Genomic DNA, 23,504 nt, shown 5'->3' on the forward strand with positions numbered 1-23,504 from the left:
GGCTGCGGCTCGTTCTGGCCTTAACTCAAAGGAGTCCAGACATGAAAACGCACACGCTTATCCTTGCCGCCACCGGTGCATCGCTCCTTGCCTTTACCGGCCTTGCCAAGGCGGACGACCATCTCGTCAATGCTCTTGACCACGGTCTCAAAGCGGACAGCCAACCGTTCCAGACCAACAAGGCCGGCCATAGCGGCGATCTCGCACCGGGGCAGGGCAGCCCGTTTTCAGGTGAAGAGACCAAGACCCCGTCCACCGACACGGAAGCGGCGAACGAACATGCGAACGTGAAGGAACGCCAGGCGAAATAGACTGGCAGAACCCGCCGCTAGGGGGCGGCGGGCGACATGTATCGGGCGACGATGCCGCATCTCATGCGATATTTCTCAATTCGTCGCGAGTTTGAATACCGCGCCATAGTGATAGGGCGGCACATCAACCAGCTCGGCGAGCTTGAACCCGCTCGCTTCCACCGACGCGGTGGTCTGTTCGGGTGACAGCCTCAGCTCGGTCTTTGGCCCGCGCGGCTCGCCCAGGACCGTGGTCTGCTCGCGCGGATACTGGTGCCAATTGACGATGGCAAAACGACCGGCAGGGCCAAGAGTCGCGCGCACTGCGCGGGCAAGCCGCGGCCGATCCGGAACGCCGTGGAAAGCGTTGGCGATGAAGACGAAGTCGACGGTTTGAGGCACCAGCCTGGCAACTTCATAGGCGTCGCCCGCCAAAAACTCGCAATTGCCCGCGCCTCCTTCGGCCAGCCGCCGCCTGGCGACTTCGAGCAGATCGGCATCGATGTCGATAGCGATCACATGACGGGCGACCCTGGCGATTGGCAGCGTGAACCAGCCGTCGCCGCAGCAGAGATCGACCACGTCCGTGCCGGGCGTCATGCCGACTGCCGCCAGGACACTGGCAGGCTCGGGCCACAGCGCTTCCCACCAGCCGCCGGTTGGCATTTCGGTGCCTTGGAAGAAACCGGGAATGGTGCTGGTCATGGCCTGGTCGGCTCCATTGTCGGGACCGCGTTTGATCCGCCCTCCGAGCTTAACGCACCCGTGACCCGTCGAGGAGCCTGAAGCTGAAAATGTCCGTTACTGCATGTCGCGCAAAAGTGTGCAGCGGTTTTGCGATAACGACACGCATCAAGACAAGAAACCTAAAGCGCGTCGCATGAGGCCGGTCGAACGCGACGCGCTTTAGCAAAAAAGGCCGGCGTTGCGCCGGCCTCTTTTATGGGGTTCGGGATGCCGGCTCAGCCGACGATCTCGGTGTCCGAGAACCAGTATTTGATCTCCTGCGCGGCGGTTTCCGGCGCATCGGAACCATGCACGGAATTCTCGCCGATCGACAGCGCGTGCAGCTTGCGGATGGTGCCTTCGGCTGCGCTTGCCGGATTGGTGGCGCCCATCACTTCGCGGTTCTTGGCAATGGCGTTCTCGCCTTCCAGCACCTGCACGACTGTCGGGCCCGACGACATGGACTCGACCAGCTCGCCGAAGAACGGACGCTCCTTGTGGACGGCATAGAAACCTTCCGCCTCGCGGCGGCTCATCCACACCCGGCGCGAAGCGACGACGCGCAGGCCGGCATCTTCCAGTATCTTGGTGATAGCGCCGGTGAGATTGCGACGGGTCGCGTCCGGCTTGATCATGGAAAAGGTGCGTTCGAGCGCCATGGGATCGTCCTTGTGATGGAGAGTGGAATTGAAGGTGGCGGGCTCTATACAAGCCGCCCGCCGCCTTGCCAAGGGGAGGCCGGCCCGGCGCGCATTTCTGCGCTGGGGCGGCGGACTTTCAAGTCGAACCATGCCGCCGCTCCATCTTTTTGCTGAGCATCGGATTTTCCAACAACCGGTACCCACTTTGGGTCCGATCGACTGGCCGCCCTATAGCGCGTCGTCGCAAGCCTGAGACTACGTCGTCATAACTGCATCTCGATCGTCAGGTTGGCCGTGTCGCCAGCCCCGAGGCCTTCGCGAACCCGCACCGCGGTCTTGATCGGCAAGAGCAGGCTGCCGGATTTCTTGTCGGGAAACAGCGATGTCCGCCATCTGGTCTGGCCGATGACGGCTTCCACGCCTAGCGAGCCCCAGGGCCTTGCCATCCCCACCATCGCCGTCTTGATCCGGGCTCCAAGCTCCGGCGGCAGCGTCACGAAATGCCAGCCGCCCTTGCCCGGATAGACCCAGATCTCGGCCTGCATGTCGTAGCGAAACATTCTATGCCCTTCCTCAGGTTAAGCCCGTCACGACTGGCTTTGCCATGGTGTCTTGCTGGCAATGCTGACGATCGGCGAAACCATCCATGACATCCACAGCCCTGCAGGGAGGAGTCATTCTTCCCCGCGCAGCGCCGCCATTCCACTACCGCCTTGTCACGATAGACGGCCGCCGCGTTTCCCAGCCTTCCCGCTCCAGTTCCGGCACGCTGTGGTTCTCGCTGGGGTAGCCGATGCAGAAGTAACCGATCAGTGTCCACTCCGGCGGCACGTCCAGGATCGTCGCCATCTCGGCCGGATCGAGGATGGAGACCCAGCCCATGCCTATTCCTTCGGCTCGCGCCGCCAGCCACATCGTGTGGACCGCCATGACAGCCGAATAGTCTATGGTGGCTGGCATGGTCAGGCGGCCAAGCCCATGCCCTTGCTCGGTTGCGCGGTCGGCGAAAACCGCAAGCTGGCAGGGCGCCTCATTCAGGCCGGCAAGCTTCAGGCGCGAATACAGGGCGGCGCGTTCACCGCAAAAGGTTTGGAGTGCCTCCGCGTTGCAGCGCTCGAAGCAGGCCCTGACGGCGGCGCGGCATGCCTCGCTCTCGGCGACGACGAAGCGCCAGGGCTGGCTCAGCCCGACGGACGGTGCGGCGCTGGCAAGCTCGAGCAGCCGCTCCAGCGCTCCATCGGGGAGCGGCGTCGGCTTGAACCGCCTGACGTCCCGCCGCCACAGGAAAAGGTTGGCGAGCGCAGCGCGAAAATCGGCCGAGAACTCTGGGTTTGCGGTCATGGCGCGCTGCCTTTGTTGTGATTGCCCGGTTCGCCGGATGTTCGTCTTGTTTGCTTCGATCCGGGCAGTGATGAGGCGCTTCGAGCGACACTTCGTCTACCGCATTGTCGCATTTCGCCGGCTGGCAACTTTCAGCTAAGGCCGGACGACGTCCCTGCCCGCAACGCCGTTGGACCTCGATCGGCAAAACAAAACCCGCCTCGGCAGGCCGGGCGGGCGTCGGTGCGAATCATCACCATACAGAGATTAGTAGCATAGCTGCCGGCACAAAGCAAGAACAAAATGTGCCGCCGCCGATGAAAACTGCCGATTTCAACTCTCGAGGCGGGAGATCGCTGCCGCCGCGACTTTGCGGCCGAGGCCGCCATGCAGATCGAGGCATCGTTCGAACCATTGCGCCACGACATCGGTGTCGTCGAGCAGCCGGTAGGGCGTGGCGATGCGCGCCCATTGCAGCGCGCCGAAAACGATGTAGTCGGCAAATAGCGGCGACCGGCCGCCGATGAAGGGCTGATAGCCAAGCATCGAGCGCAGCGGCTCCAGCGAGGCGCGGAAGCCGGCGAGCCCGGCGTCGCGGGTGGCGTATACCGCCTCCAGGCGCTTGCCGAAGCGCTGCTCGCGGTTCTGCCGGAAATAGGCGGCGTTCGCCTCGTCCTGCATGGCATGGAGGTCCAGTATCGCCGCGGAAGTGACGTAGGGATGGATGGTCAGCTGCGACCAGCGTTCGATGAAGCGCGCCGTCGCCTTGCCGCCGTCGCCGGAAAACAATGTCGGCCGCTCGGGATACGTCTCCTCGAGATAGAGCGCGATGGCGAAGGAATCGGCGACCACCGTCTCGCCGTCGCGGATCACCGGAACGAGCTTCGAGACGCCGCCTTCCACCTTCGGCACTTCAAGAAAACGGGTCGGCACGCTGGCGATGTCGAGCCCTTTGTGAGCCAGCGCCATCGCCGCCTTCCAGCAATGTGGGCTGAACGGGCGGGCGGCGTCGCGTCCGACAAGGTCGTAGAGCAGAATGGTCATTGGCGGCAGCGTCCTTGCAGTCTAACTATGGCCGAAACAGACCCGCGCAGGGGGTCTCGCAGGTCGAGAGAAGAATGAAACAGCATTTCAGAATGTTTGCGGCCTACAATCAATGGGCCAACGGCCGCATCTACGATGCCGCCGCCGATCTCGATGAGGAAGAGTTCGACCGCAATATCGGCGTCTTCTTCGGTTCGATGATGGGAACGCTCAACCACCTCCTGGCAGCCGACCGTATCTGGATGAAACGCTTCACCGGCGAGGGCGACGCGCCGGCAAGGCTCGACACGATCCTGCACCGCGCCTTGCCAGGCTTGCGGCTGGCGCGCGAGGCCGAGGACAAACGGATCATCGACTGGGTCGACGGCCTGAGCGACAAGGCGCTGTCGGGCCGCTTCTCCTACATGACCGTCTCGGATATGCGCACCGTCTCGCAGCGGCTGGCGCCGGCGCTCGACCACTTCTTCAACCACCAGACCCACCACCGCGGCCAGGCGCATGCGATCCTGACCATTCTGGGCAAGCCAAGCCTCGGACTGGACCTGACGATGTTCCAGCGCAGCGAGGAGGGCAGGGCCTTCGCCTGAACCTGGGGCGGCTGGTGAAGCGGACGGTGGATAGAGGACGATCTGCCGAGATTGCAAAACGCGCCAAAACATTTTATGGAGCGGACGGTCGTGAGGGGCGGCCGCTTCAGCAGCATTCAGCAGCAACAGCGAGAATTGGCACGCATGCCCAATGAACCCTTGCGCCTTGTGGCGTTCTTCGCCGTGGTCCTGGCGCTTCTCAACTCCGGTTATTATTTCCACCAGGGCGACATTGTCGCGACCATCTATTTCATGATCGGCGCCATTCTTGTGACCGCGGTCACGCGGATGAGCATCAGAAGGCAGCTGATTTAGGACCGATCTCCTTATCTGGCCGCCATCTCGACGGCTGGTTCGCTTCGACTGCGATCGAATTGAAAGCAAAGTCTTAGGACTTCGTTTGCGCTGTTGCTTCAAGGTAGCCGGCTGAAGCAGGAGCAAAAGCATGCAGATCGATTTGTCCCCGACGAGCTGGGGCAGGGTCGTGGCGGTTACCGTCGCGGGCACGGCGGTCTGCATTGCAGCCGCGTTCTTCGTCGATTCCTTCAATTTCCCATATTTGTCGCCGGAAGCGCTGTGGCGGGCGCAGCTCACAGACCTGCTGCTGCCGTTTGTCCTGGCCAGCTCGTTCTTCTTCTTCCTCATGTGGAAAATGCGCCAGCTGGCCATCGCGCAGAAGGCACTGGCCGTCGTCGCGGCGACCGACAGCCTGACGGCGGTATTCAACCGGGGTGCGTTTTCCATGCTCGTCGAGGCCTATCTCGAACAGGCACGCAGCCATTCCGTCGTTAATGCCGGCGCCTTGCTGATCGTCGATGCCGACCATTTCAAATCCGTCAACGACCGCCTCGGCCACGACTGCGGAGACCAGGCGCTCAAGCTGATCGCCAGGACAATCCAGGGCCAGCTACGCGGCGCCGATATCATCGGCCGGATCGGCGGGGAGGAATTTGCGGTTTTCCTTCCCGGCGCAGATCCTTCGCAGTCCTGGCTGGTGGCGGAGACAATTCGCCGACGCGTCCGTGAGGCGGAGTTCTCGCCTGGCGGCCGGCCCTGTCCTCTCTCGGTCAGCATCGGCGGCGTCGCCTTCAGCGGGCCGACCACCTACGCCGAGATGTTCGTGGTGGCGGACAAGCACCTTTACAAGGCCAAATCGAACGGCCGCGATCAGGTCAGTTTCGAAACCGCGGCAGCGGGCGACCCGCCGGGCGGCGGCCCGATGACGGTCCATTGATGGTCGTTTCTGTCAGGCGGCGTAGCCGCCGAGGCCCCGGGCGACCGGCTTGACCGAGACTGCCGGCTGGGCGGCCGGCCAGAGGATGCCTGCCGTCACGGCGAAGGTGATCAGGGCGTCGCGTGCCGCTTCGGCCGAGATATCGCCGGCACGTGCCGCCTCGCAGGCCTTTACCGCGGCGCCATAGCTCAGCCGGCGGCGCGAAGGCGGGAACTCGGTCAGGAATTCGTGCATCTCGGAGAACGAAGCGATCGTACGCTTGTAGCCGGCGCCAACAGTTAGGGCGACCGGGGTGGAAAACGTCCTGTCGTGCATTCTGGCCTCTCGAATGGGCGGAGGTCACGGCGGACGCCGTTCTCCGGTCTGGGGGTCGGGCAGAAACGCGGATCACGGCGCGAGGTTCCATGTTGCCGGGATTGTTTTTTCGCCGGCTCTGGGAGCGGTCGCCGGGCGAGCAGCGGCGACGTCGAGGCGGGTGCCTATTTCCACATGCCGCGCATGCGGGCGCCGAGGTCGACACGCACCTGCGGCTGGCAGCGCGGATCGTCTCTGGCCTGGACGCTTGCCCATGCCACCTGCTCGAAGGCGCCGAGGATAGAGCGCGGGATGAAGCGCGTGCGCGAGGCATAGACATGGCGGTCGCCGCGCGCCGCCTGGCCGTGGACGAAAAAGCGATGCGGCATGACCAGGTGCAGGCTGTCCTTGGCCCGCGTCATCGCCACGTAGAGCAGCCGCCGCTCCTCGTCGACGTCCTCCTTGCTGCCGACGCCGAGATCGATCGGGATGCAGCCGTCGACGGTGTTGAGCACGAAGACGTTCTTCCACTCCTGGCCCTTGGCCGAATGGATCGTCGACAGGATCAGATAATCCTCGTCGCGGTGCGGCGGCCCGGCCTCGTCGCTGGTCGCGTCCGGCGGATCGAGTGTCAGCTCGGTGAGGAAGCGCTCGCGCGACGCATAGCCGGAAGCGATCTGCTCGAGCTGCAGGAGATCGGCCCCGCGCGTCGTTGCATCCTCGTGGATACGTTCCAGATGCGGCTCGTACCAGAGCCTGACCTGTTCGATGTCGGCCGGCCATTTTTGCGCGCCGGCGCGCAGGCCGCTATAGAGCGCGACAAAGCCCGGCCAGTCGTCGGCGGCACGCTGCGGCGGCCGATAGCGGGCAAGCCCCATCGTCTCGTCAAGCGAATTTGCCATGGTCTCGACGATCGCATTGGCGGCCGAAGGGCCGATGCCCGGCAGAAGTTGCAGCACGCGAAAGCCGGCGACGCGGTCGCGCGGGTTTTCGGCAAAGCGCAGTACGGCCAGCAAGTCCTTGACGTGAGCTGCATCGAGAAATTTCAGCCCGCCGAACTTGACGAAGGGGATGTTGCGGCGCGTCAGCTCGATCTCCAGCGGGCCGCTATGGTGGGAGGCGCGAAACAGCACCGCCTGTGCTTTGAGAACGGTGCCGGCCTCGCGTTCGGTGAGTATCGCCTGGCAGACATAGCTCGCCTGCTCGGTCTCGTCGCGCACGCTCACCAGCTTCGGCTTTTCCGCAGATTTGCGCTCGGTCCAGAGATTTTTGGTGAAACGTTCCGAAGCTTCGCCGATCACCGCATTGGCCGCCGCCAGGATGGTCTCGGTCGAGCGGTAATTGCGCTCCAGCATGACGACTTCCGCCGGCTGCGCGAACTGCTTGGGAAAATCCAGGATATTGCGCACATCCGCGGCGCGGAACGAATAGATCGACTGCGCGTCGTCGCCGACCACCGTCAGCCCCGATCCGTCGGGCTTGAGCGCCGTCAGGATCGAGGCCTGCAGCCGGTTGGTGTCCTGGTATTCATCGACCAGCACATGGTCGAAACGCGCACCCAGATGCGCGGCGATTTCCGGCTCGCCGGCCATCTGCGCCCAGTAGAGCAGCAGGTCGTCGTAATCGAGCACGTTCTGCGCCTGCTTGGCCTCGACATATCGGGCGAACAATTGCTTCAGCTGTTCGGCCCAGCCGGCGCACCACGGGAACACCGAACCCAGCACCTCGCCAAGCGGCGCCTGTGCGTTGACGGCGCGCGAATAGATCGCCAGGCAGGTGCCCTTGGTCGGAAAGCGGGCTTCGGTCTTCGAAAACCCAAGCTCGTGGCGGGCGAGGTTCATCAGGTCGGCGGAATCCTCGCGATCGTGGATGGTGAAGGCCGGATCGAGACCGATCTCCAGCGCATAATCGCGCAGCAGCCTGGCGCCGATGCCGTGGAACGTGCCGGCCCAGCTCAGCGCATCGGTGATCACCGAGGCATCGCGCCCCAGCACCTCGCCGGCGATGCGCTCGACCCGCTTGGCGATTTCCGCTGCGGCACGGCGCGAAAATGTCATCAAAAGGATGCGGCGCGGGTCGGCACCCCTGACGATCAGATGCGCGACCCGGTGCGCCAGCGTGTTGGTCTTGCCGGAGCCGGCGCCGGCAATGACCAGCAACGGTCCGGCGATCTTGCCGTCGCCATGTTCGACGGCAAGCCGCTGCTCGGCGTTGAGCTTCGCCAGATAGGCCGGCTGGAAGGACGAATCACGGGCGGCGAGGTTCATCGCCTATCAAGCATCGTTTCTGCTTTGTTCGCAACGGTTTGCGGAGCCGGAATAGGGCTCGTGAACGAAGAAGCCTTGCGGGCAGGCCTGTCGACTAACGCTCGGGCTCGACGCCCATCCTTGCCGATTGCCGCCGCAGCGCCTCGCGATCGTCCTGTGGCGGCGGCAACAGCAGCGGATCGAAATCGTCGGGCACCTCGTCGATCACTTTCTTGGCGACGCGATAGGCAACATAGACGATTGCCCCGGCGATGAGCAGACGGATCATGCCATCCTCCATTGATTGTGGAGCAACCGGAGACGCGGCATTTTGTTCCCAGGCCCCCTGGCGAATGTAGGAACGACACCGGCCGCGCAACCAAATCGCCGACGCCTCGTTGTCGGGCGAGAGGAGACTGCGATGAAAAAGCGCTCAATCCTGCTACTTATGGCAGCTCTGACTGTTGCGGGTTGCGACAACAATATCCAGCCGACCAAGGCCCCTGGCGACACGGTCGATCAGAACCCGCAGGTCGACAAGAATCCGGTGCCGAAGTCGACGACCGGCGGCGATCAGCCCGGCACGCCGCCGAAACAATGACCGCCTCAAATGGCGTCGGCGCCGGTCAAGGAAGGTGGCCGGCGCCGCTTGGGAGGAAGCTGATGGCGCCGGCCAGGCGGAGATCAGGCCCGCCGCACATCCAAGGATAGCCGAGTCTTTCCGCAGCGTCATGGTCGATAGCGTACAGACGGCACGCCCCTGTGGACAAACCTGCCGGCCACAGCAGCGTTTGTTCATCACATAGTTCGTTCTTCCCATGGAACAAACCAAGCTGCTGCGTGTTTGGATGTCGATCGGACGCTCCCAAGGCCGCCGTTCACGAAAGAGCCCGCTCTCCTTGTCCCCCCTCAGGATAGCGGGTTCTTTTTGCGTTTTGCGGGAAGTCGCGGCGCGCGGGGTCGACATCACCAGCTTTGTCGGTTTTCGCGGCTTATGCGGCGAACCGGGGCTCAAGCCCTTGCGAAGCATGGTTGTCCCGTGCAAAAGCCCGGCCATGCTGATCATCAACGACCTTTCGCTCCGCATGGCCGGACGCCTGCTTCTCGACCATGCCTCACTGACCTTGCCGGCCGGCAGCAAGGCTGGCCTTGTCGGCCGCAACGGCACCGGCAAGACGACCCTATTTAAGGCGATCACCGGCGACCTCGCCTCCGAGACCGGCTCGATCAGCCTGCCCAAGAACACGCGCATCGGCCAGGTCGCGCAGGAAGCGCCGGGCACCGAGGAGCTGCTGATCGAGATCGTGCTCAAGGCCGACCTTGAGCGGAGTGCACTGCTCGAAGAGGAAAAGACGGCGACCGATCCGCACCGCATCGCCGACATCCACATGCGGCTGGCCGATATCGATGCGCACTCGGCCGAGTCACGCGCGGCCACCATTCTCGCCGGCCTCGGCTTCGACGATGCCGCGCAGCGGCGCCCGGCCTCGTCCTTCTCCGGTGGCTGGCGCATGCGCGTCGCGCTGGCCGCCGTGTTGTTTGCCGAGCCCGATCTGCTGCTGCTCGACGAGCCGACCAATTATCTCGATCTCGAAGGCACGCTGTGGCTGGAAAACTACGTGTCGAAATACCCGCACACCGTGCTGCTGATTTCGCACGATCGCGACCTGCTCAACCGCGCCGTCAATTCGATCGTCCATCTCGACCAGAAGAAGCTGACCTTCTGGCGCGGCGGCTACGACCAGTTCGAGCGCCAATATACCGAGCAGCGCGAGTTGCAGCAGAAGGGCCGCGTCAAGCAGGAAGCAGCGCGCAAGCACATGGAATCCTTCGTCGAGCGCTTCCGCGCCAAGGCGTCGAAGGCGAGGCAGGCGCAGTCGCGCATCAAGGCGTTGGAGAAGATGAAGCCGATCGCCGCGATCGTGAACGACACGGTGCGGCCGTTCTCCTTTCCGGAGCCGGTGAAGTCGGTGGCCTCGCCGATCATTGCGCTGAACAACGTCAACGTCGGCTATGTCGAGGGCGAGCCGATCCTGAAGAAGATGACGCTGCGCATCGATGCCGACGATCGCATCGCGTTGCTCGGCGCCAACGGCAACGGCAAGTCGACCTTCGCCAAATTGCTGTCCGGCCGCCTCAAGCAGGAGACCGGCAGCATGACGGTGGCGCCCGGCCTGAAGGTGGCGATCTTTGCCCAGCACCAGCTCGACGATTTGAGACCCGAGGAGAACGCCTACGAGCATGTCCGCCGGCTGATGCCGGAGGCGCCGGAATCGAAGGTGCGCGGCCGTGTCGCCCAGTTCGGCCTGACCACCGAGAAGATGAACACCGCCGCCAAGGACCTGTCCGGCGGCGAGAAGGCGCGGCTTTTGATGGGCCTGTCGGCCTTCGAGGGGCCGAACCTGTTCATCCTCGACGAACCGACCAACCACCTCGACATCGACAGCCGTGAATCGCTGATCCATGCGCTGAACGATTTTCCCGGCGCGGTCATCCTGATCTCGCACGACCGCCATCTGCTCGAAGCGACCGCCGACCGGCTGTGGCTGGTCAAGGACGGCGCGGTTAACCCATATGACGGCGACCTCGAGGATTACAAGACGCTGGTCACCGGCGTCTCCGGCGACCGCCGCGGCAAGCGCGAGGCGGACAAAGCGTCGAAGGCCGACCGCCGCCGCGATGCAGCCGCGCGCCGCGCCGCCTTCGAGCCGCTGGCCAAGGAAATCCGCGCCACCGAAGCGCTGATGGACCGCCTCCGCAAGCGCATCGACCTGATCGAGGACGAACTCGCCAACCCGGCCGTCTACGAAAAGGACCCCTCGACCGCGACAAGGCTGGCCAAGGAGCGCTCACAACTTGCGCAACAGCTGGCCGGCCATGAGGAAAAATGGCTGTCGATGTCGGCGGAGTACGAGGAAGGCACGGCGGAGTAGGAAGAGCGCAATCTCCCCCCCTCGCGGGGGAGATGCCCGAAATGCCGCGCCTACGACGCGTTGCTCAATGTGGCCGGGTACGTTCCTGGATACCCACGTGGTTCGCCGTAGGGGGTGAATGAGATGCTTGAAGGTCGGGAGTGGCGCAAAAAAGATGGAGCGTCAGACGAAGCGATCGAGAAACTCAGGGACGTGGGGCCTTTGGTCCTGCCTGAAAGCTATGTTGCCCTTCTCTCTTTCAGCAACGGTGGTGAGGGCCCCCTGCCAGTCCAGCCGCTATGGCTTGCCTTGCACGCCGCGGAAGAGGTGATCGAAATAGAGCAACAGGGGACATTCAAGGACTTCTTTCCGGGTTTTTTCGTTATCGGCAGCAACGGGGGCGGCGAGGCGATTGCATTCGATCTACGCACAGTGGGACTTTATCCGCTCGTTGCGTTTGACATGACAAATATTGATCTTGTCGAAAGCGTTTGGCCCATTGCGCCGGACTTTGATGCATTCTTGGATTTGATCGGCCTTTCCGACGAATAGCCCAGAGGGGGATGTAGGCCCGCCCATCTGGCCCTACACGTCGCCATAACAACCGGCTAGTTTGCACCCATGAATCAGCATGCCAAGCTCGACATCGGCCATTCGGCCTGTCCTCACGATTGTCCCTCGACCTGCGCGCTCGAGGTCGAACTGCTCGACGAAAAGCGCATCGGCCGTGTCCATGGCGCCAAATCCAACAGCTACACGGCCGGCGTCATCTGCGCCAAGGTCGCCCGCTATGCCGACCGCGTCCATCATCCCGACCGCCTGCTGAAGCCGCTGGTCCGTGCCGGCGCCAAGGGCGACGGCGCCTGGAAGGAATCCAGCTGGGAGGCGGCGCTCGATCTCGTCGCCGAAAAGTTCATCGCGGCGGAGGCAAAATATGGCTCGGAGACGGTCTGGCCCTATTACTATGCCGGCACGATGGGTCTGGTGCAGCGCGACGGCATCGAGCGGCTCAGGCACGCCAAAAAATATTCCGGCTTCTTCGGCTCGATCTGCACTAATCTGGCCTGGACCGGCTGGATGATGGGCGCCGGCGCGCTGCGCGGCCCCGATCCGCGTGAGATGGCAAAGTCCGACTGCGTGGTGATCTGGGGCACCAACGCCGTGGTCACGCAGGTCAACGTCATGACCCACGCCATCAAGGCGCGCAAGGAACGCGGCGCCAAGATCGTCGTCATCGACGTCTACGAAAATGCGACGATGAAGCAGGCCGATCTCGGCCTGGTGCTGAAGCCCGGCACCGACGGCGCGCTGGCATGCGCTGTCATGCACGTGCTGTTCCGCGACGGCATGGCCGACCGCGCCTATCTGGAAAAATACACCGACGACCCGCACGGTCTGGAAGCGCATCTCAAGACGCGGACGCCGCAATGGGCCGCTGATATCACCGGGCTTTCTGTCGACGAAATCGAGACCTTCGCCCGGCTCGTCGGCACGACGAAAAAGACTTACTTCCGCCTCGGCTACGGCTTTTCGCGGCAGCGCAACGGTTCGGTCAACATGCATTCCGCAGCCTCGATCGCGGCGGTCACCGGCTGCTGGCAGTATGAGGGCGGCGGCGCCTTCCATTCCAATTCGGGCATCTTCAAGCTCAACCAGGAGCTGCTCGAAGGCACGCGGATGCGCGATCCCGCGATCCGCCATCTCGACCATTCGCGCATCGGCCCGGTGCTGACCGGGGCTGAGGATGCGCTCTATGGCGGCCCGCCGGTGACGGCGCTGCTGATCCAGAACACCAATCCGGTGAATGTCGCGCCGGAGCAGCGGCTGGTGAAGCAAGGTTTTCTGCGCGACGATCTGTTTTCCTGCGTGCACGAGCAGTTCATGACCGACACCGCCAAGCTCGCTGATGTGGTGCTGCCGGCGACGATGTTTCTCGAGCATGACGACGTCTACAAGGGTGGCGGCAACCAGCACATCACACTCGGGCCGAAGCTGATCGACCCGCCGGAAGGCCCGCGCACCAACCATTTCGTCATCGAGGAGCTCGGCAAGAGGCTCGGTGTCGCCGACCGTCCGGGCTTCGGCATGACCGAGCAGCAGCATATCGATATCATCCTGGGCAAGCGCGGGCTGGGCAGCTTTTCGAGCCTGAAAGAGCAGAAATGGGTCGATTTGCAGCCGGATTTCGAGGCGGCGCATTTCCTCGACGGCTTCGGCCATGCCGACAAGAAGTTCCATTTTCGCGCCGACTGGACGGGCCAAGCGTCGCCCAACCGGCCACCCAAAAGCATGGGCCTGTTCGGGCCGGTGGCGAGCCTGCCGGAATTCCCCGACCATGTCGACCTGATCGAAGTGGCGGACGCGGCGCACCCGTTCCGGCTGACCACCTCGCCGGCGCGCAATTTCCTCAATTCGACCTTTGCCGAAACGCCGGTATCGCAGGCAAAAGAGCGCCGGCCGGAGCTGCTCTTGCATCCCGATGATGCGGCGGCACTCGGCGTCGCCGACGGCGGCCGTGTCGAGGTCGGCAACCAGCGTGGCGAGGTGGTGCTGCACGCAAAGCTGTTCGACGGCATCAAGCGCGGCGTCGTCGTCGCCGAAGGCATCTGGCCGAACAGCGCCCATGAGCGCGGCGAGGGCATCAACGTGCTGACCGGCGCCGATGCGCCGGCGCCCTATGGCGGCGCCGCCTTCCACGACAACAAGGTCTGGCTGCGCCCGGCGGATTGAGCGCCGGAACGATATCTCCATCCGGCCGTTTTCGCGTGGCGGGTGGAGGCATTGTCATGGCAGAAGTGTTGCCGGCGCCGGATCCCATCGGAAGGACACTGTCGTCCGGCGAACTCGTAACCACGATGTCCCACTTTCATCGCGCCGAGATTGCGCGCATGGCTGGGTGGCGTGACCGCCTGGACCGGACGAGCAACTGGGCGATAACCGTTGTCGCAGCCATGCTGTCCGTTTCGCTTTCGACAGCCAGCGCTCACCATGGCGTGCTGCTGTTTGCCATGCTGCTTGTTCTGCTGCTGCTGTGGATAGAGGCCCGCCGATATCGCTTCTTCGACTTCTATCGGGCTCGCGTGCGCCAGTTCGAACGGCACTATTTCGCGCAGATATTCTCGCCGCAGCCGGACTTCGCGTCCGATTGGCTGTTGATCGTCGGCGAGAGCCTGCGCGCGCCGAAATTCCTGATTTCGCAACGCGTGGCTTTGGCGCGCCGCCTGCGTCGCAATTACATTTACATGCTGCTGATTCTGCTGCTGGCCTGGATCCTCAAACTGTCGACCCCCAGTCTTCTGACCGAAGGCGTCCGCATCGGCTTCGTCGGGTCGATGCGTGAGGCCGTCACCAGTGCTGCCCTGGGTCCAGTTCCTGGTGGCGCCATCGTCGTGCTGGTCGCCGTCCTCTATGCAGGCCTGCTGGTGACAGCCTTTCTGACAGAGAGCGACGACGGCGAACTCTCCTTCGGTGACGTCCACGTCTAGCAACGCAACGCCCTGTCGCGCGTTGTTGGGCTGGTGCATTGGGCGATGGGGGTTTCATGGCTTGGCAGGCTCCGACACGTTCCAGCCTGGCGCTGCTGGTTTGCGGGTTCGTCCCCGCAAGCGGGGCCTGGGCGGCGGAGACGCTCGTCGCCGGCACCAAGGCCTCGGGAATGGGCGGTTCGGGCGAAGGCGCTTTCGTTGCCGAGATCGTCCTGCTGCTGCTTGTCGGGCGCGGCCTGGGCGAAGTGCTGCAGCGTTATGGCCAGCCGGCAATCATGGGCCAACTGATCGGCGGCATCCTGCTCGGTCCTTCGCTGTTCGGCTGGCTGTGGCCGTCGGCCCAGCACTTGATCTTTCCCAGTGATCCTGCGCAAAAGGGCATGATCGACGCCGTCTCGCAGCTCGGCATCCTGATGCTGCTTTTGCTGACCGGCATGGAGACGGACCTGCGGCTGGTGCGCCGGGTTGGCGCGGCCTGTTTTTCCATTTCGGCTACCGGCGTCGTGGTGCCCTTCATCTTCGGTTTCGCGCTGGCGCAGTTCCTGCCGGACGCATTGCTGGCTGACCCCACGCAGCGCACCGTCGCCGGGCTGTTCCTTGGCACGGCGCTGTCGATCTCGTCGGTCAAGGTCGTCGCCATGGTGGTGCGCGAGATGAACTTCATGCGCCGCAACCTCGGACAGGTGATTATTTCCTCGGCGATCATCGAGGACACGATCGGCTGGCTGGTCATCGCCGTAACTTTCGGCATCGCCACCAATGGCAAGCTACAGTTCGGGCCGCTGGTGACCACCATCGCCGCGGTGGCACTGTTCATGGTGTTCTCCTTCACCATTGGCCGCCGTCTTGTCTTCACCTTGATCCGCTGGACCAACGATCAATTCCGCAGCGAGTTTGCGGTGATCACCATGATCCTCATCATCATGGGAGCGATGGCGCTGATCACTAGTCTGATAGGCGTCCATACCGTGCTGGGGGCGTTCGTCGCCGGCATCCTGGTCGGGGAATCGCCCATCCTCTCCAGCCATATCGAAGGCCAGCTTCGCGGCGTCATCACCGCGCTGTTCATGCCGATCTTCTTCGGCATGGCGGGGCTTTCCGCCGATCTCACCGTGCTCGCCGATCCAACCCTTGCCATGCTGACGGGCGCTCTCGTAGTCATCGCCAGCATCGGCAAGTTTGGCGGCGCGTTCATCGGCGCCAAGCTCGCCGCCATGTCGTTCAAGGAAGCAATCGCCGTCGGCAGTGCCATGAACGCGCGCGGCTCGACCGAGGTGATCGTCGCCAGCATCGGCCTGTCGATGAACATCCTGTCGCACAATCTCTTCACCATGATCGTCACCATGGCCGTGATCACCACCTTGGCCATGCCGCCGATGCTGCGCTGGGCGCTCGGCCGGCTGCCGGTTGGGCACGACGAGCAGCAGCGTGTCGAGCGCGAGGCGTTGGACGAATACGGCTTCATTTCCAGGCTGGAGCGGCTGCTGGTGCTGGTCGACGACAGCAGGATCGGCAAGTTTACTGCATATCTCGCCGGACTGGTCGGCGGAGGCAGCGGCATGCCCACCACCTTGCTTCGCCTGCCCACCACCTTGCTTCAGCCGAAAGACGGCCGAGTTGACAGGCCGACCGACAGCAAGGGACAGGAGCGCGCCCTGCAGGAAATCAAGAAGGGTGCAAAAAAGAGCGCTCAGGCGGTGAAACGGATCGAAGATACGCTTGTCGACAAAGTCCACCTGACGGCCCGCACCGAATTGGAGGCCACGGGTGAGACGATCGCCGAAGAGGCCCGCAAGGGATACGGCCTGTTGCTGGTCGGCCTGGACAATGTGCTGACCGCCGATGGCGCCTTCGCGCCGGCCCTCAACGACATTGCCGCAGGATTTGACGGCCCGCTTTGCCTGGTCCTGAACGGCGGCAATGCTGGCGAAAAGATGCCGACGCTGAAGGCCGGCACCAGCATTCTCGTCCCCGTCAACGGTACCCAGGTGGCGCGTCGCGCCGCCGACTTGGCGCTGGCGCTGGCCCGTCCAAACCGGGCGCGGATCAAGGTTCTCTACGTCTCGCAAAAGGCAGCCAAGGACCGCAGGTCGATATCGGTGTCGCATAGCCGCGAAGAGGCCGTGCTGAAAGACATCGCTGATCTGGCGGGCCGCTACGGCCTGCATATCGACACAGCGTTCCATACCCGCGTTACACCCGACAAGGCGATCACCCGGGAGGCGGCCAAAGGAGCGGTGATCGTCGTGATGGGCGTCACCCAACGTCCGGGTGAGGACCTGTTCTTCGGTGAAACCGCCGGCGCTGTTTTAGCCGCCTGCAACTGCCCCGTCGTGCTTCTGGCCAGCGCGCGGCCCAAGCACGACGCCGCTGGCGCCGAGCTGGCAGCGTGAATTTCACGGCGCATTGATCCGTCGGCAGGAATGTCGATCGAGCCTCTGAAAGCGCTGATCCGCCAAACGCAAAGAACTCGAACCGAACGGTTCGGTTCCGTTGACTGAGAGTACAGGAAAGGGTGAACGCCGGCTCAAAGAATGTTCGCGCGGCAAATCACCACTGACCACATAACTAGTTGAAAAGAAAGAACAACATTGTGGCGCAAGGAGCTGCATGTCGAATTTCAAGCGGCCAATTTGGCGCACCCGTACAAAATTTTCGTGATTGGAAACGACAGACTTGCCGACCCATCTCGGGGTGGTCCGAGCGACGCGAATTCCTCCCGAGGCACGCCACTTGACGGACAGACCAAAGAACTACCGGAGTACCGAAATGACCAAGCTCGCTCTTACCGCCGCCGCCATCCTCGTTGCCACCGGCACTGCTTTTGCCGGCAGCGACCATTATGGCTCGGACAACGTCAACCAGCCGGCCGCTGCTGCTGCCAACGTCGACAACACCTTCACCGGTTCGATCCGCAAGCCAGTTACTTCCGAGCATACCGGTGCCAAGACAACCTCCGAGTCGGTGGCGCCTGAATCCGGCCAAGGCATCTGGGGCCGCTGATTATCACGGCCCGCAACACAAAGAGCGGCGGGCTTGGCCCGCTACTCTTGCTTTCGCGTATCAACGGGCGTGTGCGCCGAATAGCATCCTGCGCCAATCGAATACTTTGATTTGCAGGTTTCATCTGTAGCCACAATCTCGGTTGCTGAAATCGTCCAGCAACGTGCACATCGGAAAAAGCCGGGTGCGTATTCGTCGGCGCGGTCAGCGCTCTCATCTCGAATGCGTCGAAAGCAACGACAACTCACGAATGGCCAGTACACTGGAGTACCTGAAATGACCGAGATTGCTCTTACCGTCGCCACCATCGTCCTCCTCGCCACGGGCAGCGCCTTTGCAGGCAGTGATCACTATGGTTCGGACGGCGTCAACCAGCCGGCCGCGCCTGTTGGCAACGCGCCTGTCGGCACCATCGACAGCGGGTTTACCGGTTCTATCCGCAAGCCGCTGACGGCCGAGCACAACGCCGTCGACACCAAGGCGACGACCCGGTTCGGCACGGATCAACCCGTAGTGCCCCAATCTGGCCGGGGCAATTGGGGCCGATAGTTCCTCAAACCCCGGAGCACGAAGAGCGGCGGGCTTGGCCCGCCGCTTTTGTTTGTGCGAAGCCGGGTTTGGTCGAAAGGTCGGCGATCCCCCGGCCTGTCGGGCAGTCCCTAGCGAAGATCCTTCGGCCAAATGCAGTGCGTCAGTCGGGCGCTGCCGAAGGTGAGACCGGTCCAATCGCCGTCGACGTCGAACCGAGCCAGGCCCGCGGTTGGGTATTTCTCCGCCAGCTTCTTCAGCGCCGCTTGGTCCGATCCAGCCTCGGCAAGCCCGCGCGCGAACTCCTCCAGCCCGGGATTGTGGCCAAGCACCAGCAGTGTTCCAGTCCCCGCCTTTACTTGCCGCACCTTGGCGAGGATGTCCGCCGCCGCTGCCTCGTAGAGCGCCTGGGAAAATTTGGCCTGCACCTTCGCCGGCAATTCCGCCGAGACCAGCCGCCACGTGTCGCGGGTGCGCAGCGCCGGCGACACCAGCGCCAGCTCCGGCAGCCAGCCGCGCCGGGCCAGTTCGCGCCCGACCAGTGGTGCTGCCTTCAGCCCGCGCGCGGACAGCGGCCGGTCGAAGTCGATGAGGTCGGGATCGTCCCAACTCGACTTGGCGTGACGCAGGAGCAGCAGTTGCTTCATGGATTCAAAATAAGGCCGAAGCGTCGCGTGCGCCATGCACGACGCGGACGATCTCGACGCGCTGTTCGGCTAGGCGATAAAGCACGAGATAGTTGCCGATCGTCAACGCCCGCACCTCGGCAGCGATGTCGGGCCTCTTGGGACCGGATTCCGGGAATGTGCCCAATTGCACGATGCGCTCGGCAATAGCATCCAAAAAGCGGTCCGCGGCAAGCGGGTTGTCCCTTGCAATGCCAAACCAAATATCGATCAGGTCGTCTTCTGCCGCCGGGCTGTGGACAATGCGGATGTCAGCCATTCCGCCGGTTTTTGCTGGTGTTGCCCAACCGGCTGCGGGCTTTCTGTTTTATGTCCTCGATGTCGAACGGCGCAAACGGACCGCTCTCCAGCCCTTCCGTCCAGGCTTTCCGCAACCGCTCCGCTTCGGCCTCGCGCAAGGGCTGGCGAAGCCGCCATTCGCGCAGTGCCTCGCGGATCACTTCACTTGTCGAACCGTACTGCCCGCTGGCCACCGCGCCTTTGACCATGTCCAGCAGTTCCGGGGAAAGCGCTACGCTGACTTTTTCGACTGGCGCCATCAAGCCGTCTCCTCACGAAAACGGTAGCAAAATTTGCTACCAAATTCAAGAACTGACCCTCACGGCGTGATCCGCGCCAGGTGCTCGAGATCGGTCTCTTCGCGCAGCGGGTCGGGCGCGATCACCACCGACGTGGCGTTGTCGGCATCGTCGGCGAAGCGCGAAAACACCGTGCGGCCGCCTTCCATTCGCGCCTTGCCTTCGGCGACAAGGCCCAACGCCAGCGGATAAAGTTGGTGCTCGGCCTTGAGCACGCGCGCGGCCAGCGTGTCCTCATTGTCGCCGACCATCACCGGCACGGCGGCCTGGGCGATGATCGGCCCGTCATCCATGTCGAGCGTGACGAAATGCACCGTGCAGCCATGGATGCGCATGCCTGCGCGGAGGGCCCGCGCATGCGTATCCAGCCCCTTGAAGGCAGGCAGCAGGGCAGGGTGGATATTGATCATGCGGCCCTGCCACTTCTCTACGAAGCGCGCGCCGAGGATGCGCATATAGCCGGCCAGCGCGACGATCTCGGCGCCGAACGATAAGAGGGCCGCATCGATCGCCTCGTCATGCGCTTGCTTGCTGGCATAGTCGGAGCGCGAAATCACTCTGGTGGCGATGCCGCGCGCCGCGGCGATGCCAAGGCCGGCGGCATTGGCGCGGTCGGAGATGACGCCGACGATCTCGGCCGGATAGGCCGGGTTGCTCGCCGCCGCAACCAGCGCCGTCATGTTGGAGCCGCGCCCCGAGATCAGTACGACCGTCCGTTTCCTGGTCATAGGCCAATCGAGCCCCGATAGATGACGCCGGCATCGCGGCGCGGCACGATCTGCCCGATCGGCGTCACCGTCTCGCCGGCCTCCTGCAGAACGGCAGCGACCTGCGCCGCCTGGCCGGAGGCGACGACCAGGATCATGCCGATGCCGCAATTGAAGGTGCGCATCATCTCTTCCGGCGCGACGCCACCGGTCTTGGCCAGCCACGAAAACACCGGCGGCACCTCGATGGCGCCGAGATCGAGCTCGGCCGAAAAATCCTTGGGCAGAACGCGCGGGATGTTTTCGGGAAAGCCGCCGCCGGTGATATGGGCCAGCGCCTTGATGCCGTGCGTGTTGCGGATCGCCTTGAGGATCGACTTGACGTAGATGCGCGTCGGCTCGAGCAGCGCCTCGGCCAGCGTCGCCTCGTCATTGAACGGCGCCGGATCGCCCCAGCCAAGGCCGCTTACCGCGACGATGCGGCGGACCAGCGAAAAGCCGTTCGAATGCAGGCCCGACGAGGCGAGGCCGAGCAGCACGTCGCCCTCGACGATGTCGTCGGTCGGCAGCAACTGGCCGCGTTCGGCTGCACCGACGGCAAAGCCGGCAAGGTCGTAGTCCTTGTCGTGATACATGCCAGGCATTTCCGCCGTCTCGCCGCCGATCAGTGCGCAGCCGGCCTGCCGGCAGCCGGCGGCAATGCCGCCGACGATTGCAGCACCCTGGTCGGGATCGAGCTTGCCGGTGGCGAAATAGTCGAGGAAGAACAGCGGTTCGGCGCCCTGCACGACGATGTCGTTGACGCACATGGCGACGAGGTCGATGCCGATCGTGTCATGCTTGCCGGCGTCGATGGCGATCTTCAGCTTGGTGCCGACGCCGTCATTGGCGGCCACCAGCACCGGATCGGTGAAGCCGGCGGCCTTGAGGTCGAACAGGCCGCCGAAGCCGCCGATCTCGCCATCGGCGCCCGGCCGGCGGGTGGCGCGCACCAGCGGCTTGATCTTCTCGACCATGAGATTGCCGGCGTCGATGTCGACGCCCGCTTCGGCATAGGTGAGCCCGTTCTTGCGCTTGCTCATTTCCGGCGCCTGCTCATCTGTTGCGCTTGCCTGTCGCTGTTTTCACTCGCGTGCGGGCTCTTCGCATGAACGGTTTTGCCCCGCAAGGCAAGCGCGCGATTAATGGTGTTTTCAGTTGGATGCCGGGGGAACCGGGCGTGATACACTCCAACAATAAAAAGAAATGCCTGCCAGAATTGCGGCGAGGCCACCGACGGTGGCAAGAGATCTGATTTCACCGTCGAAGGGCAGGGTTCCATACGAGAAGCCGGCGGCGACCAAAGCCGCCGCGGCAGCCCACAGACCTGGATTTGCAACGATCGACCGCGCGAACAGGAACGCGACGACAGCGGCGGTCAGCCAGGCGGGCCAAGAGACGACCACGCCTACGGCCAGATAAAGAGCGAAGGTCGAAAGAAGATCCTGCGCTGCCACGTTGCGGTGCGAGGCTCCGAAAAATGCGAAGACCAAAAGACTTTCCGTCAATCCGGCCAAATAGCAAAGCGTGACTCGCCAAACGATTGTGATTCTCTGTGTCATCGTCGTTCGGCGGTCGGAAAATAAGCTATTGCTTTCCCCGTTTCTTCGCATGAACGACCGCACCTCGCAAGGATGACGGCGGGATCAGACGGTCTTGGCTCGACAAAAGAGTGGAAAGTCGCCCAAGATGCCGCCCTTACGGACGACCCTCTCGTTCCGCCAGAACCATGTCGACGCGGTCGAGTTGTGCCTTGGCGTAGCCGCTCAGCGCTATTCCGCTATTGTTCGTTCGAATCCAGTGCACAGCCTGCTTCACCCGCTCGTAGTGCCCAAGTTCGATTTCGCAGGCAATCAGCGCGAGGATTCGAACTGCGAAGGGCTGTGTGAATTCGTAAGGTTTGTCGAGCAACTCGCTATGTCCGGCGACGTAACTGGCGAGGTCCGGGTTCTGAGCCCTGATCCGTCGCGCCAGCTCGACATATTTCCCCAGCAACCTATCTATGCTCGTCTGGTCAAGGTGCTCAAAGTAACGAGCATAAGCTTTCAGCTCATTGTTTAAATATCGTTTCAGGATGAAACTGCGACAGTCCGGGCCAGATCCATTTTTTGCCGTACAGCCTTTCAAGCAACGGCCTGACGGTAAGAAAGTCCAGGTAAACGAGCATGTTCAAATGAACATCGCCATAGCTTGCAGTAAAGGCCTCTTCGAGAATCAGGCTGATATCGTCGCTCCGGTCGACTTCGAAGACGCCTTTCCGGATGCGGCGAAAGCCATGTCCCGTCATGAACGTATCGAGATACTTACGCGCTTCGCCAACGGCCAAAGACAAGGTTCCACTCCCTCTTTGTTGCGCATCGTGCCTTGCTAGCGGCCTATTAGTCCATCCACAGCGCGCCTTGTTTCCTAACGGCCAAAGGATAGCGCGCTTCGGGCTCGCTTCCATTTGGTTAGTTCAACGCTGGCTATCCTTCACGCCCCCTCTGCGTTGATCGCAAATTGCGCGGCGAAAGCCCGGATATAAGCCGGCCGAGCTTCCCCGCGCGCTACATAGGCAGCCAAGTTTTGATATTCGTCCAAAATGCCTGACATTCTTAGTCGCAGCAGCACCGACACCATCAACAAATCGCCCGCGCTGAACGCATCATCGAGCCAGTCGGCGACGCCCAAGTGAGCCGAGAGTTTGTCCAGCCGAGCGCGAACACGGTCCTTTACCAACGGCAAGCGCTCCTCGCTCCAAGGCTTGTCACGTTCGAATATTCTTGCCGTCGTTAATTCGAGGATCGGCGGCTCGACGGTGTTAAGTGCGGCAAACATCCACGTGATCGCACGCGCGCGGGCATTGCGATCCTTCGGCAGCAATCCCGCATGCTGCTCAGCAACATGAAAGACGATCGAGCCGGTCTCGAACAGCGAGAGAGAACCTTCCTCATAGGTGGGGATCTGGCCGAAGGGATGGATGGCCAGATGTTCATGCGCCTTCATCGCTGCGAAGGAAACAAGACGAACCTCATACGGCTGCCCCACTTCTTCGAGCGCCCAGCGAACGCGCGTATCACGCGCCAGTCCCTTGCCGCCATCGGGCGATCGTTCAAATGCTGTGATAGTGATTGTCATCGCGTCCGTTTCCTTGCTGGGCAAATTTCCTCGGCTTCCTATCGTGAGACGAATGAGCCTCCCCGAA

At 63.0% G+C, this 23,504-nt stretch carries 29 protein-coding genes; 12 read left to right on the plus strand and 17 right to left on the minus strand.

Annotated features, from left to right (window positions below; genetic code table 11):
- Window positions 1-41: 41 nt before the first annotated feature.
- Window positions 42-311: a hypothetical protein gene (locus tag NKI59_RS26260; protein WP_254820285.1), complete on the plus strand. Its 270-nt coding sequence runs from the start codon at window positions 42-44 to the stop codon at window positions 309-311.
- Between the two features lie 75 nt (window positions 312-386).
- On the opposite strand, the gene NKI59_RS26265 is transcribed toward NKI59_RS26260, so the two are convergent.
- From NKI59_RS26265 to NKI59_RS26285, 5 genes are all read right to left on the minus strand, one after another.
- Entirely contained in the window at window positions 387-995 is a 609-nt protein-coding gene (locus tag NKI59_RS26265) for a class I SAM-dependent methyltransferase (RefSeq protein WP_352707789.1), read from the minus strand.
- A gap of 257 nt (window positions 996-1,252) precedes the next feature.
- A complete protein-coding gene (gene ndk / locus NKI59_RS26270; RefSeq protein WP_023677669.1) occupies window positions 1,253-1,675 on the minus strand; it encodes a nucleoside-diphosphate kinase in 423 nt (140 codons plus the stop codon).
- A gap of 245 nt (window positions 1,676-1,920) precedes the next feature.
- Window positions 1,921-2,217, minus strand: a complete 297-nt coding sequence (locus tag NKI59_RS26275; RefSeq protein ID WP_352479261.1) for a DUF1905 domain-containing protein — start codon at window positions 2,215-2,217, stop codon at window positions 1,921-1,923.
- 145 nt (window positions 2,218-2,362) lie between these two features.
- A complete protein-coding gene (gene bluB, locus NKI59_RS26280; protein ID WP_352707790.1) occupies window positions 2,363-2,998 on the minus strand; it encodes a 5,6-dimethylbenzimidazole synthase in 636 nt (211 codons plus the stop codon).
- Between the two features lie 312 nt (window positions 2,999-3,310).
- Window positions 3,311-4,021: a glutathione S-transferase family protein gene (locus NKI59_RS26285; RefSeq protein ID WP_352707791.1), complete on the minus strand. Its 711-nt coding sequence runs from the start codon at window positions 4,019-4,021 to the stop codon at window positions 3,311-3,313.
- A gap of 74 nt (window positions 4,022-4,095) precedes the next feature.
- Here NKI59_RS26285 and NKI59_RS26290 point away from each other — a divergent pair, with 74 nt between their 5' ends.
- The 3 genes from NKI59_RS26290 (at window position 4,096) to NKI59_RS26300 (ending at window position 5,842) form a co-directional block, all read left to right on the plus strand.
- Window positions 4,096-4,608 (plus strand): DinB family protein, encoded by a 513-nt coding sequence (locus NKI59_RS26290; RefSeq protein WP_352457652.1) that lies wholly within the window; start codon window positions 4,096-4,098, stop codon window positions 4,606-4,608.
- Window positions 4,609-4,698: 90 nt separating this feature from the next.
- A complete protein-coding gene (locus NKI59_RS26295) occupies window positions 4,699-4,923 on the plus strand; it encodes a hypothetical protein (RefSeq protein ID WP_352707792.1) in 225 nt (74 codons plus the stop codon).
- A 130-nt stretch (window positions 4,924-5,053) separates the two neighbouring features.
- A complete protein-coding gene (locus NKI59_RS26300) occupies window positions 5,054-5,842 on the plus strand; it encodes a GGDEF domain-containing protein (RefSeq protein WP_352707793.1) in 789 nt (262 codons plus the stop codon).
- 12 nt (window positions 5,843-5,854) lie between these two features.
- On the opposite strand, the gene NKI59_RS26305 is transcribed toward NKI59_RS26300, so the two are convergent.
- The 3 genes from NKI59_RS26305 to NKI59_RS26315 all read right to left on the minus strand — a co-directional run bounded on the left by NKI59_RS26305 (window position 5,855) and on the right by NKI59_RS26315 (window position 8,671).
- Window positions 5,855-6,157 carry a DUF982 domain-containing protein gene (locus NKI59_RS26305; RefSeq protein WP_023677662.1) on the minus strand — a complete coding sequence of 101 codons (303 nt, stop codon included), beginning with the start codon at window positions 6,155-6,157 and terminating at the stop codon, window positions 5,855-5,857.
- A 164-nt stretch (window positions 6,158-6,321) separates the two neighbouring features.
- On the minus strand, window positions 6,322-8,403 hold the full coding sequence (locus tag NKI59_RS26310; protein WP_352707794.1) for an ATP-dependent helicase: 2,082 nt from the start codon (window positions 8,401-8,403) through the stop codon (window positions 6,322-6,324).
- 94 nt (window positions 8,404-8,497) lie between these two features.
- Window positions 8,498-8,671 carry a hypothetical protein gene (locus NKI59_RS26315; RefSeq protein WP_023677660.1) on the minus strand — a complete coding sequence of 58 codons (174 nt, stop codon included), beginning with the start codon at window positions 8,669-8,671 and terminating at the stop codon, window positions 8,498-8,500.
- Between the two features lie 132 nt (window positions 8,672-8,803).
- On the opposite strand from NKI59_RS26315, the gene NKI59_RS26320 reads away from it, so the two are divergent.
- The 8 genes from NKI59_RS26320 to NKI59_RS26355 all read left to right on the plus strand — a co-directional run bounded on the left by NKI59_RS26320 (window position 8,804) and on the right by NKI59_RS26355 (window position 18,331).
- A complete protein-coding gene (locus tag NKI59_RS26320) occupies window positions 8,804-8,983 on the plus strand; it encodes a hypothetical protein (protein WP_023677659.1) in 180 nt (59 codons plus the stop codon).
- A 454-nt stretch (window positions 8,984-9,437) separates the two neighbouring features.
- The gene (locus NKI59_RS26325) at window positions 9,438-11,315 is read left to right on the plus strand and encodes an ABC-F family ATP-binding cassette domain-containing protein (RefSeq protein WP_352707795.1); all 1,878 of its coding nucleotides are present in this window, start codon (window positions 9,438-9,440) and stop codon (window positions 11,313-11,315) included.
- A 123-nt stretch (window positions 11,316-11,438) separates the two neighbouring features.
- Window positions 11,439-11,846 carry an SMI1/KNR4 family protein gene (locus NKI59_RS26330; protein WP_352707796.1) on the plus strand — a complete coding sequence of 136 codons (408 nt, stop codon included), beginning with the start codon at window positions 11,439-11,441 and terminating at the stop codon, window positions 11,844-11,846.
- A gap of 69 nt (window positions 11,847-11,915) precedes the next feature.
- Entirely contained in the window at window positions 11,916-14,024 is a 2,109-nt protein-coding gene (locus tag NKI59_RS26335; RefSeq protein ID WP_352707797.1) for a molybdopterin-containing oxidoreductase family protein, read from the plus strand.
- 56 nt (window positions 14,025-14,080) lie between these two features.
- On the plus strand, window positions 14,081-14,779 hold the full coding sequence (locus tag NKI59_RS26340; protein ID WP_352616706.1) for a DUF2270 domain-containing protein: 699 nt from the start codon (window positions 14,081-14,083) through the stop codon (window positions 14,777-14,779).
- Window positions 14,780-14,835: 56 nt separating this feature from the next.
- A complete protein-coding gene (locus NKI59_RS26345; RefSeq protein WP_352707798.1) occupies window positions 14,836-17,172 on the plus strand; it encodes a cation:proton antiporter domain-containing protein in 2,337 nt (778 codons plus the stop codon).
- 376 nt (window positions 17,173-17,548) lie between these two features.
- On the plus strand, window positions 17,549-17,782 hold the full coding sequence (locus NKI59_RS26350) for a DUF680 domain-containing protein (RefSeq protein ID WP_352472617.1): 234 nt from the start codon (window positions 17,549-17,551) through the stop codon (window positions 17,780-17,782).
- 276 nt (window positions 17,783-18,058) lie between these two features.
- Window positions 18,059-18,331 carry a DUF680 domain-containing protein gene (locus NKI59_RS26355; protein ID WP_352707799.1) on the plus strand — a complete coding sequence of 91 codons (273 nt, stop codon included), beginning with the start codon at window positions 18,059-18,061 and terminating at the stop codon, window positions 18,329-18,331.
- 110 nt (window positions 18,332-18,441) lie between these two features.
- Here the strand turns inward: NKI59_RS26355 and NKI59_RS26360 are convergent, their stop codons facing one another.
- The 9 genes from NKI59_RS26360 to NKI59_RS26400 all read right to left on the minus strand — a co-directional run bounded on the left by NKI59_RS26360 (window position 18,442) and on the right by NKI59_RS26400 (window position 23,437).
- A complete protein-coding gene (locus tag NKI59_RS26360; RefSeq protein WP_352684972.1) occupies window positions 18,442-18,957 on the minus strand; it encodes a SixA phosphatase family protein in 516 nt (171 codons plus the stop codon).
- Between the two features lie 4 nt (window positions 18,958-18,961).
- Window positions 18,962-19,255: a type II toxin-antitoxin system RelE/ParE family toxin gene (locus tag NKI59_RS26365; RefSeq protein ID WP_352472620.1), complete on the minus strand. Its 294-nt coding sequence runs from the start codon at window positions 19,253-19,255 to the stop codon at window positions 18,962-18,964.
- Window positions 19,248-19,535, minus strand: a complete 288-nt coding sequence (locus NKI59_RS26370; RefSeq protein ID WP_352707800.1) for a type II toxin-antitoxin system ParD family antitoxin — start codon at window positions 19,533-19,535, stop codon at window positions 19,248-19,250. Before NKI59_RS26370 ends, NKI59_RS26365 begins: the two co-directional genes overlap by 8 nt.
- Window positions 19,536-19,594: 59 nt before the next feature.
- Window positions 19,595-20,302, minus strand: coding sequence for a phosphoribosylglycinamide formyltransferase (gene purN / locus NKI59_RS26375; RefSeq protein WP_352457663.1), 708 nt, complete (start codon window positions 20,300-20,302; stop codon window positions 19,595-19,597).
- Window positions 20,299-21,363: a phosphoribosylformylglycinamidine cyclo-ligase gene (gene purM / locus NKI59_RS26380; RefSeq protein ID WP_352707801.1), complete on the minus strand. Its 1,065-nt coding sequence runs from the start codon at window positions 21,361-21,363 to the stop codon at window positions 20,299-20,301. Before purM ends, purN begins: the two co-directional genes overlap by 4 nt.
- Before the next feature lie 111 nt (window positions 21,364-21,474).
- Window positions 21,475-21,813: a hypothetical protein gene (locus NKI59_RS26385; RefSeq protein WP_352707802.1), complete on the minus strand. Its 339-nt coding sequence runs from the start codon at window positions 21,811-21,813 to the stop codon at window positions 21,475-21,477.
- Window positions 21,814-22,018: 205 nt separating this feature from the next.
- The gene (locus NKI59_RS26390; RefSeq protein WP_352707803.1) at window positions 22,019-22,315 is read right to left on the minus strand and encodes a hypothetical protein; all 297 of its coding nucleotides are present in this window, start codon (window positions 22,313-22,315) and stop codon (window positions 22,019-22,021) included.
- Window positions 22,316-22,370: 55 nt separating this feature from the next.
- Window positions 22,371-22,652 (minus strand): hypothetical protein, encoded by a 282-nt coding sequence (locus tag NKI59_RS26395; protein ID WP_352707804.1) that lies wholly within the window; start codon window positions 22,650-22,652, stop codon window positions 22,371-22,373.
- 140 nt (window positions 22,653-22,792) lie between these two features.
- Window positions 22,793-23,437, minus strand: a complete 645-nt coding sequence (locus NKI59_RS26400) for a glutathione S-transferase family protein (protein ID WP_352707805.1) — start codon at window positions 23,435-23,437, stop codon at window positions 22,793-22,795.
- Window positions 23,438-23,504 lie beyond the last annotated feature (67 nt).

Origin of the sequence: Mesorhizobium sp. M0598, from assembly GCF_040320865.1 — a bacterium.
In the GTDB taxonomy this organism is placed as follows: domain Bacteria; phylum Pseudomonadota; class Alphaproteobacteria; order Rhizobiales; family Rhizobiaceae; genus Mesorhizobium.

Bases quoted from the DNA above. Each gene is read 5' to 3' on its own strand.
- NKI59_RS26305 (WP_023677662.1), bottom strand. From the start codon at position 6,157: ATGCACGACAGGACGTTTTCCACCCCGGTCGCCCTAACTGTTGGCGCC.
- NKI59_RS26365 (WP_352472620.1), bottom strand. From the start codon at position 19,255: ATGGCTGACATCCGCATTGTCCACAGCCCGGCGGCAGAAGACGACCTG.
- NKI59_RS26285 (WP_352707791.1), bottom strand. From the start codon at position 4,021: ATGACCATTCTGCTCTACGACCTTGTCGGACGCGACGCCGCCCGCCCG.
- NKI59_RS26335 (WP_352707797.1), top strand. From the start codon at position 11,916: ATGAATCAGCATGCCAAGCTCGACATCGGCCATTCGGCCTGTCCTCAC.
- NKI59_RS26290 (WP_352457652.1), top strand. From the start codon at position 4,096: ATGAAACAGCATTTCAGAATGTTTGCGGCCTACAATCAATGGGCCAAC.
- purN (WP_352457663.1), bottom strand. From the start codon at position 20,302: ATGACCAGGAAACGGACGGTCGTACTGATCTCGGGGCGCGGCTCCAAC.
- NKI59_RS26345 (WP_352707798.1), top strand. From the start codon at position 14,836: ATGGCTTGGCAGGCTCCGACACGTTCCAGCCTGGCGCTGCTGGTTTGC.
- NKI59_RS26260 (WP_254820285.1), top strand. From the start codon at position 42: ATGAAAACGCACACGCTTATCCTTGCCGCCACCGGTGCATCGCTCCTT.
- NKI59_RS26320 (WP_023677659.1), top strand. From the start codon at position 8,804: ATGAAAAAGCGCTCAATCCTGCTACTTATGGCAGCTCTGACTGTTGCG.
- NKI59_RS26265 (WP_352707789.1), bottom strand. From the start codon at position 995: ATGACCAGCACCATTCCCGGTTTCTTCCAAGGCACCGAAATGCCAACC.
- NKI59_RS26360 (WP_352684972.1), bottom strand. From the start codon at position 18,957: ATGAAGCAACTGCTGCTCCTGCGTCACGCCAAGTCGAGTTGGGACGAT.
- NKI59_RS26300 (WP_352707793.1), top strand. From the start codon at position 5,054: ATGCAGATCGATTTGTCCCCGACGAGCTGGGGCAGGGTCGTGGCGGTT.
- NKI59_RS26325 (WP_352707795.1), top strand. From the start codon at position 9,438: ATGCTGATCATCAACGACCTTTCGCTCCGCATGGCCGGACGCCTGCTT.
- NKI59_RS26355 (WP_352707799.1), top strand. From the start codon at position 18,059: ATGACCGAGATTGCTCTTACCGTCGCCACCATCGTCCTCCTCGCCACG.
- NKI59_RS26330 (WP_352707796.1), top strand. From the start codon at position 11,439: ATGCTTGAAGGTCGGGAGTGGCGCAAAAAAGATGGAGCGTCAGACGAA.
- NKI59_RS26340 (WP_352616706.1), top strand. From the start codon at position 14,081: ATGGCAGAAGTGTTGCCGGCGCCGGATCCCATCGGAAGGACACTGTCG.
- NKI59_RS26400 (WP_352707805.1), bottom strand. From the start codon at position 23,437: ATGACAATCACTATCACAGCATTTGAACGATCGCCCGATGGCGGCAAG.
- NKI59_RS26370 (WP_352707800.1), bottom strand. From the start codon at position 19,535: ATGGCGCCAGTCGAAAAAGTCAGCGTAGCGCTTTCCCCGGAACTGCTG.
- ndk (WP_023677669.1), bottom strand. From the start codon at position 1,675: ATGGCGCTCGAACGCACCTTTTCCATGATCAAGCCGGACGCGACCCGT.
- NKI59_RS26315 (WP_023677660.1), bottom strand. From the start codon at position 8,671: ATGATCCGTCTGCTCATCGCCGGGGCAATCGTCTATGTTGCCTATCGC.
- NKI59_RS26310 (WP_352707794.1), bottom strand. From the start codon at position 8,403: ATGAACCTCGCCGCCCGTGATTCGTCCTTCCAGCCGGCCTATCTGGCG.
- NKI59_RS26350 (WP_352472617.1), top strand. From the start codon at position 17,549: ATGACCAAGCTCGCTCTTACCGCCGCCGCCATCCTCGTTGCCACCGGC.
- NKI59_RS26275 (WP_352479261.1), bottom strand. From the start codon at position 2,217: ATGTTTCGCTACGACATGCAGGCCGAGATCTGGGTCTATCCGGGCAAG.
- bluB (WP_352707790.1), bottom strand. From the start codon at position 2,998: ATGACCGCAAACCCAGAGTTCTCGGCCGATTTTCGCGCTGCGCTCGCC.
- purM (WP_352707801.1), bottom strand. From the start codon at position 21,363: ATGAGCAAGCGCAAGAACGGGCTCACCTATGCCGAAGCGGGCGTCGAC.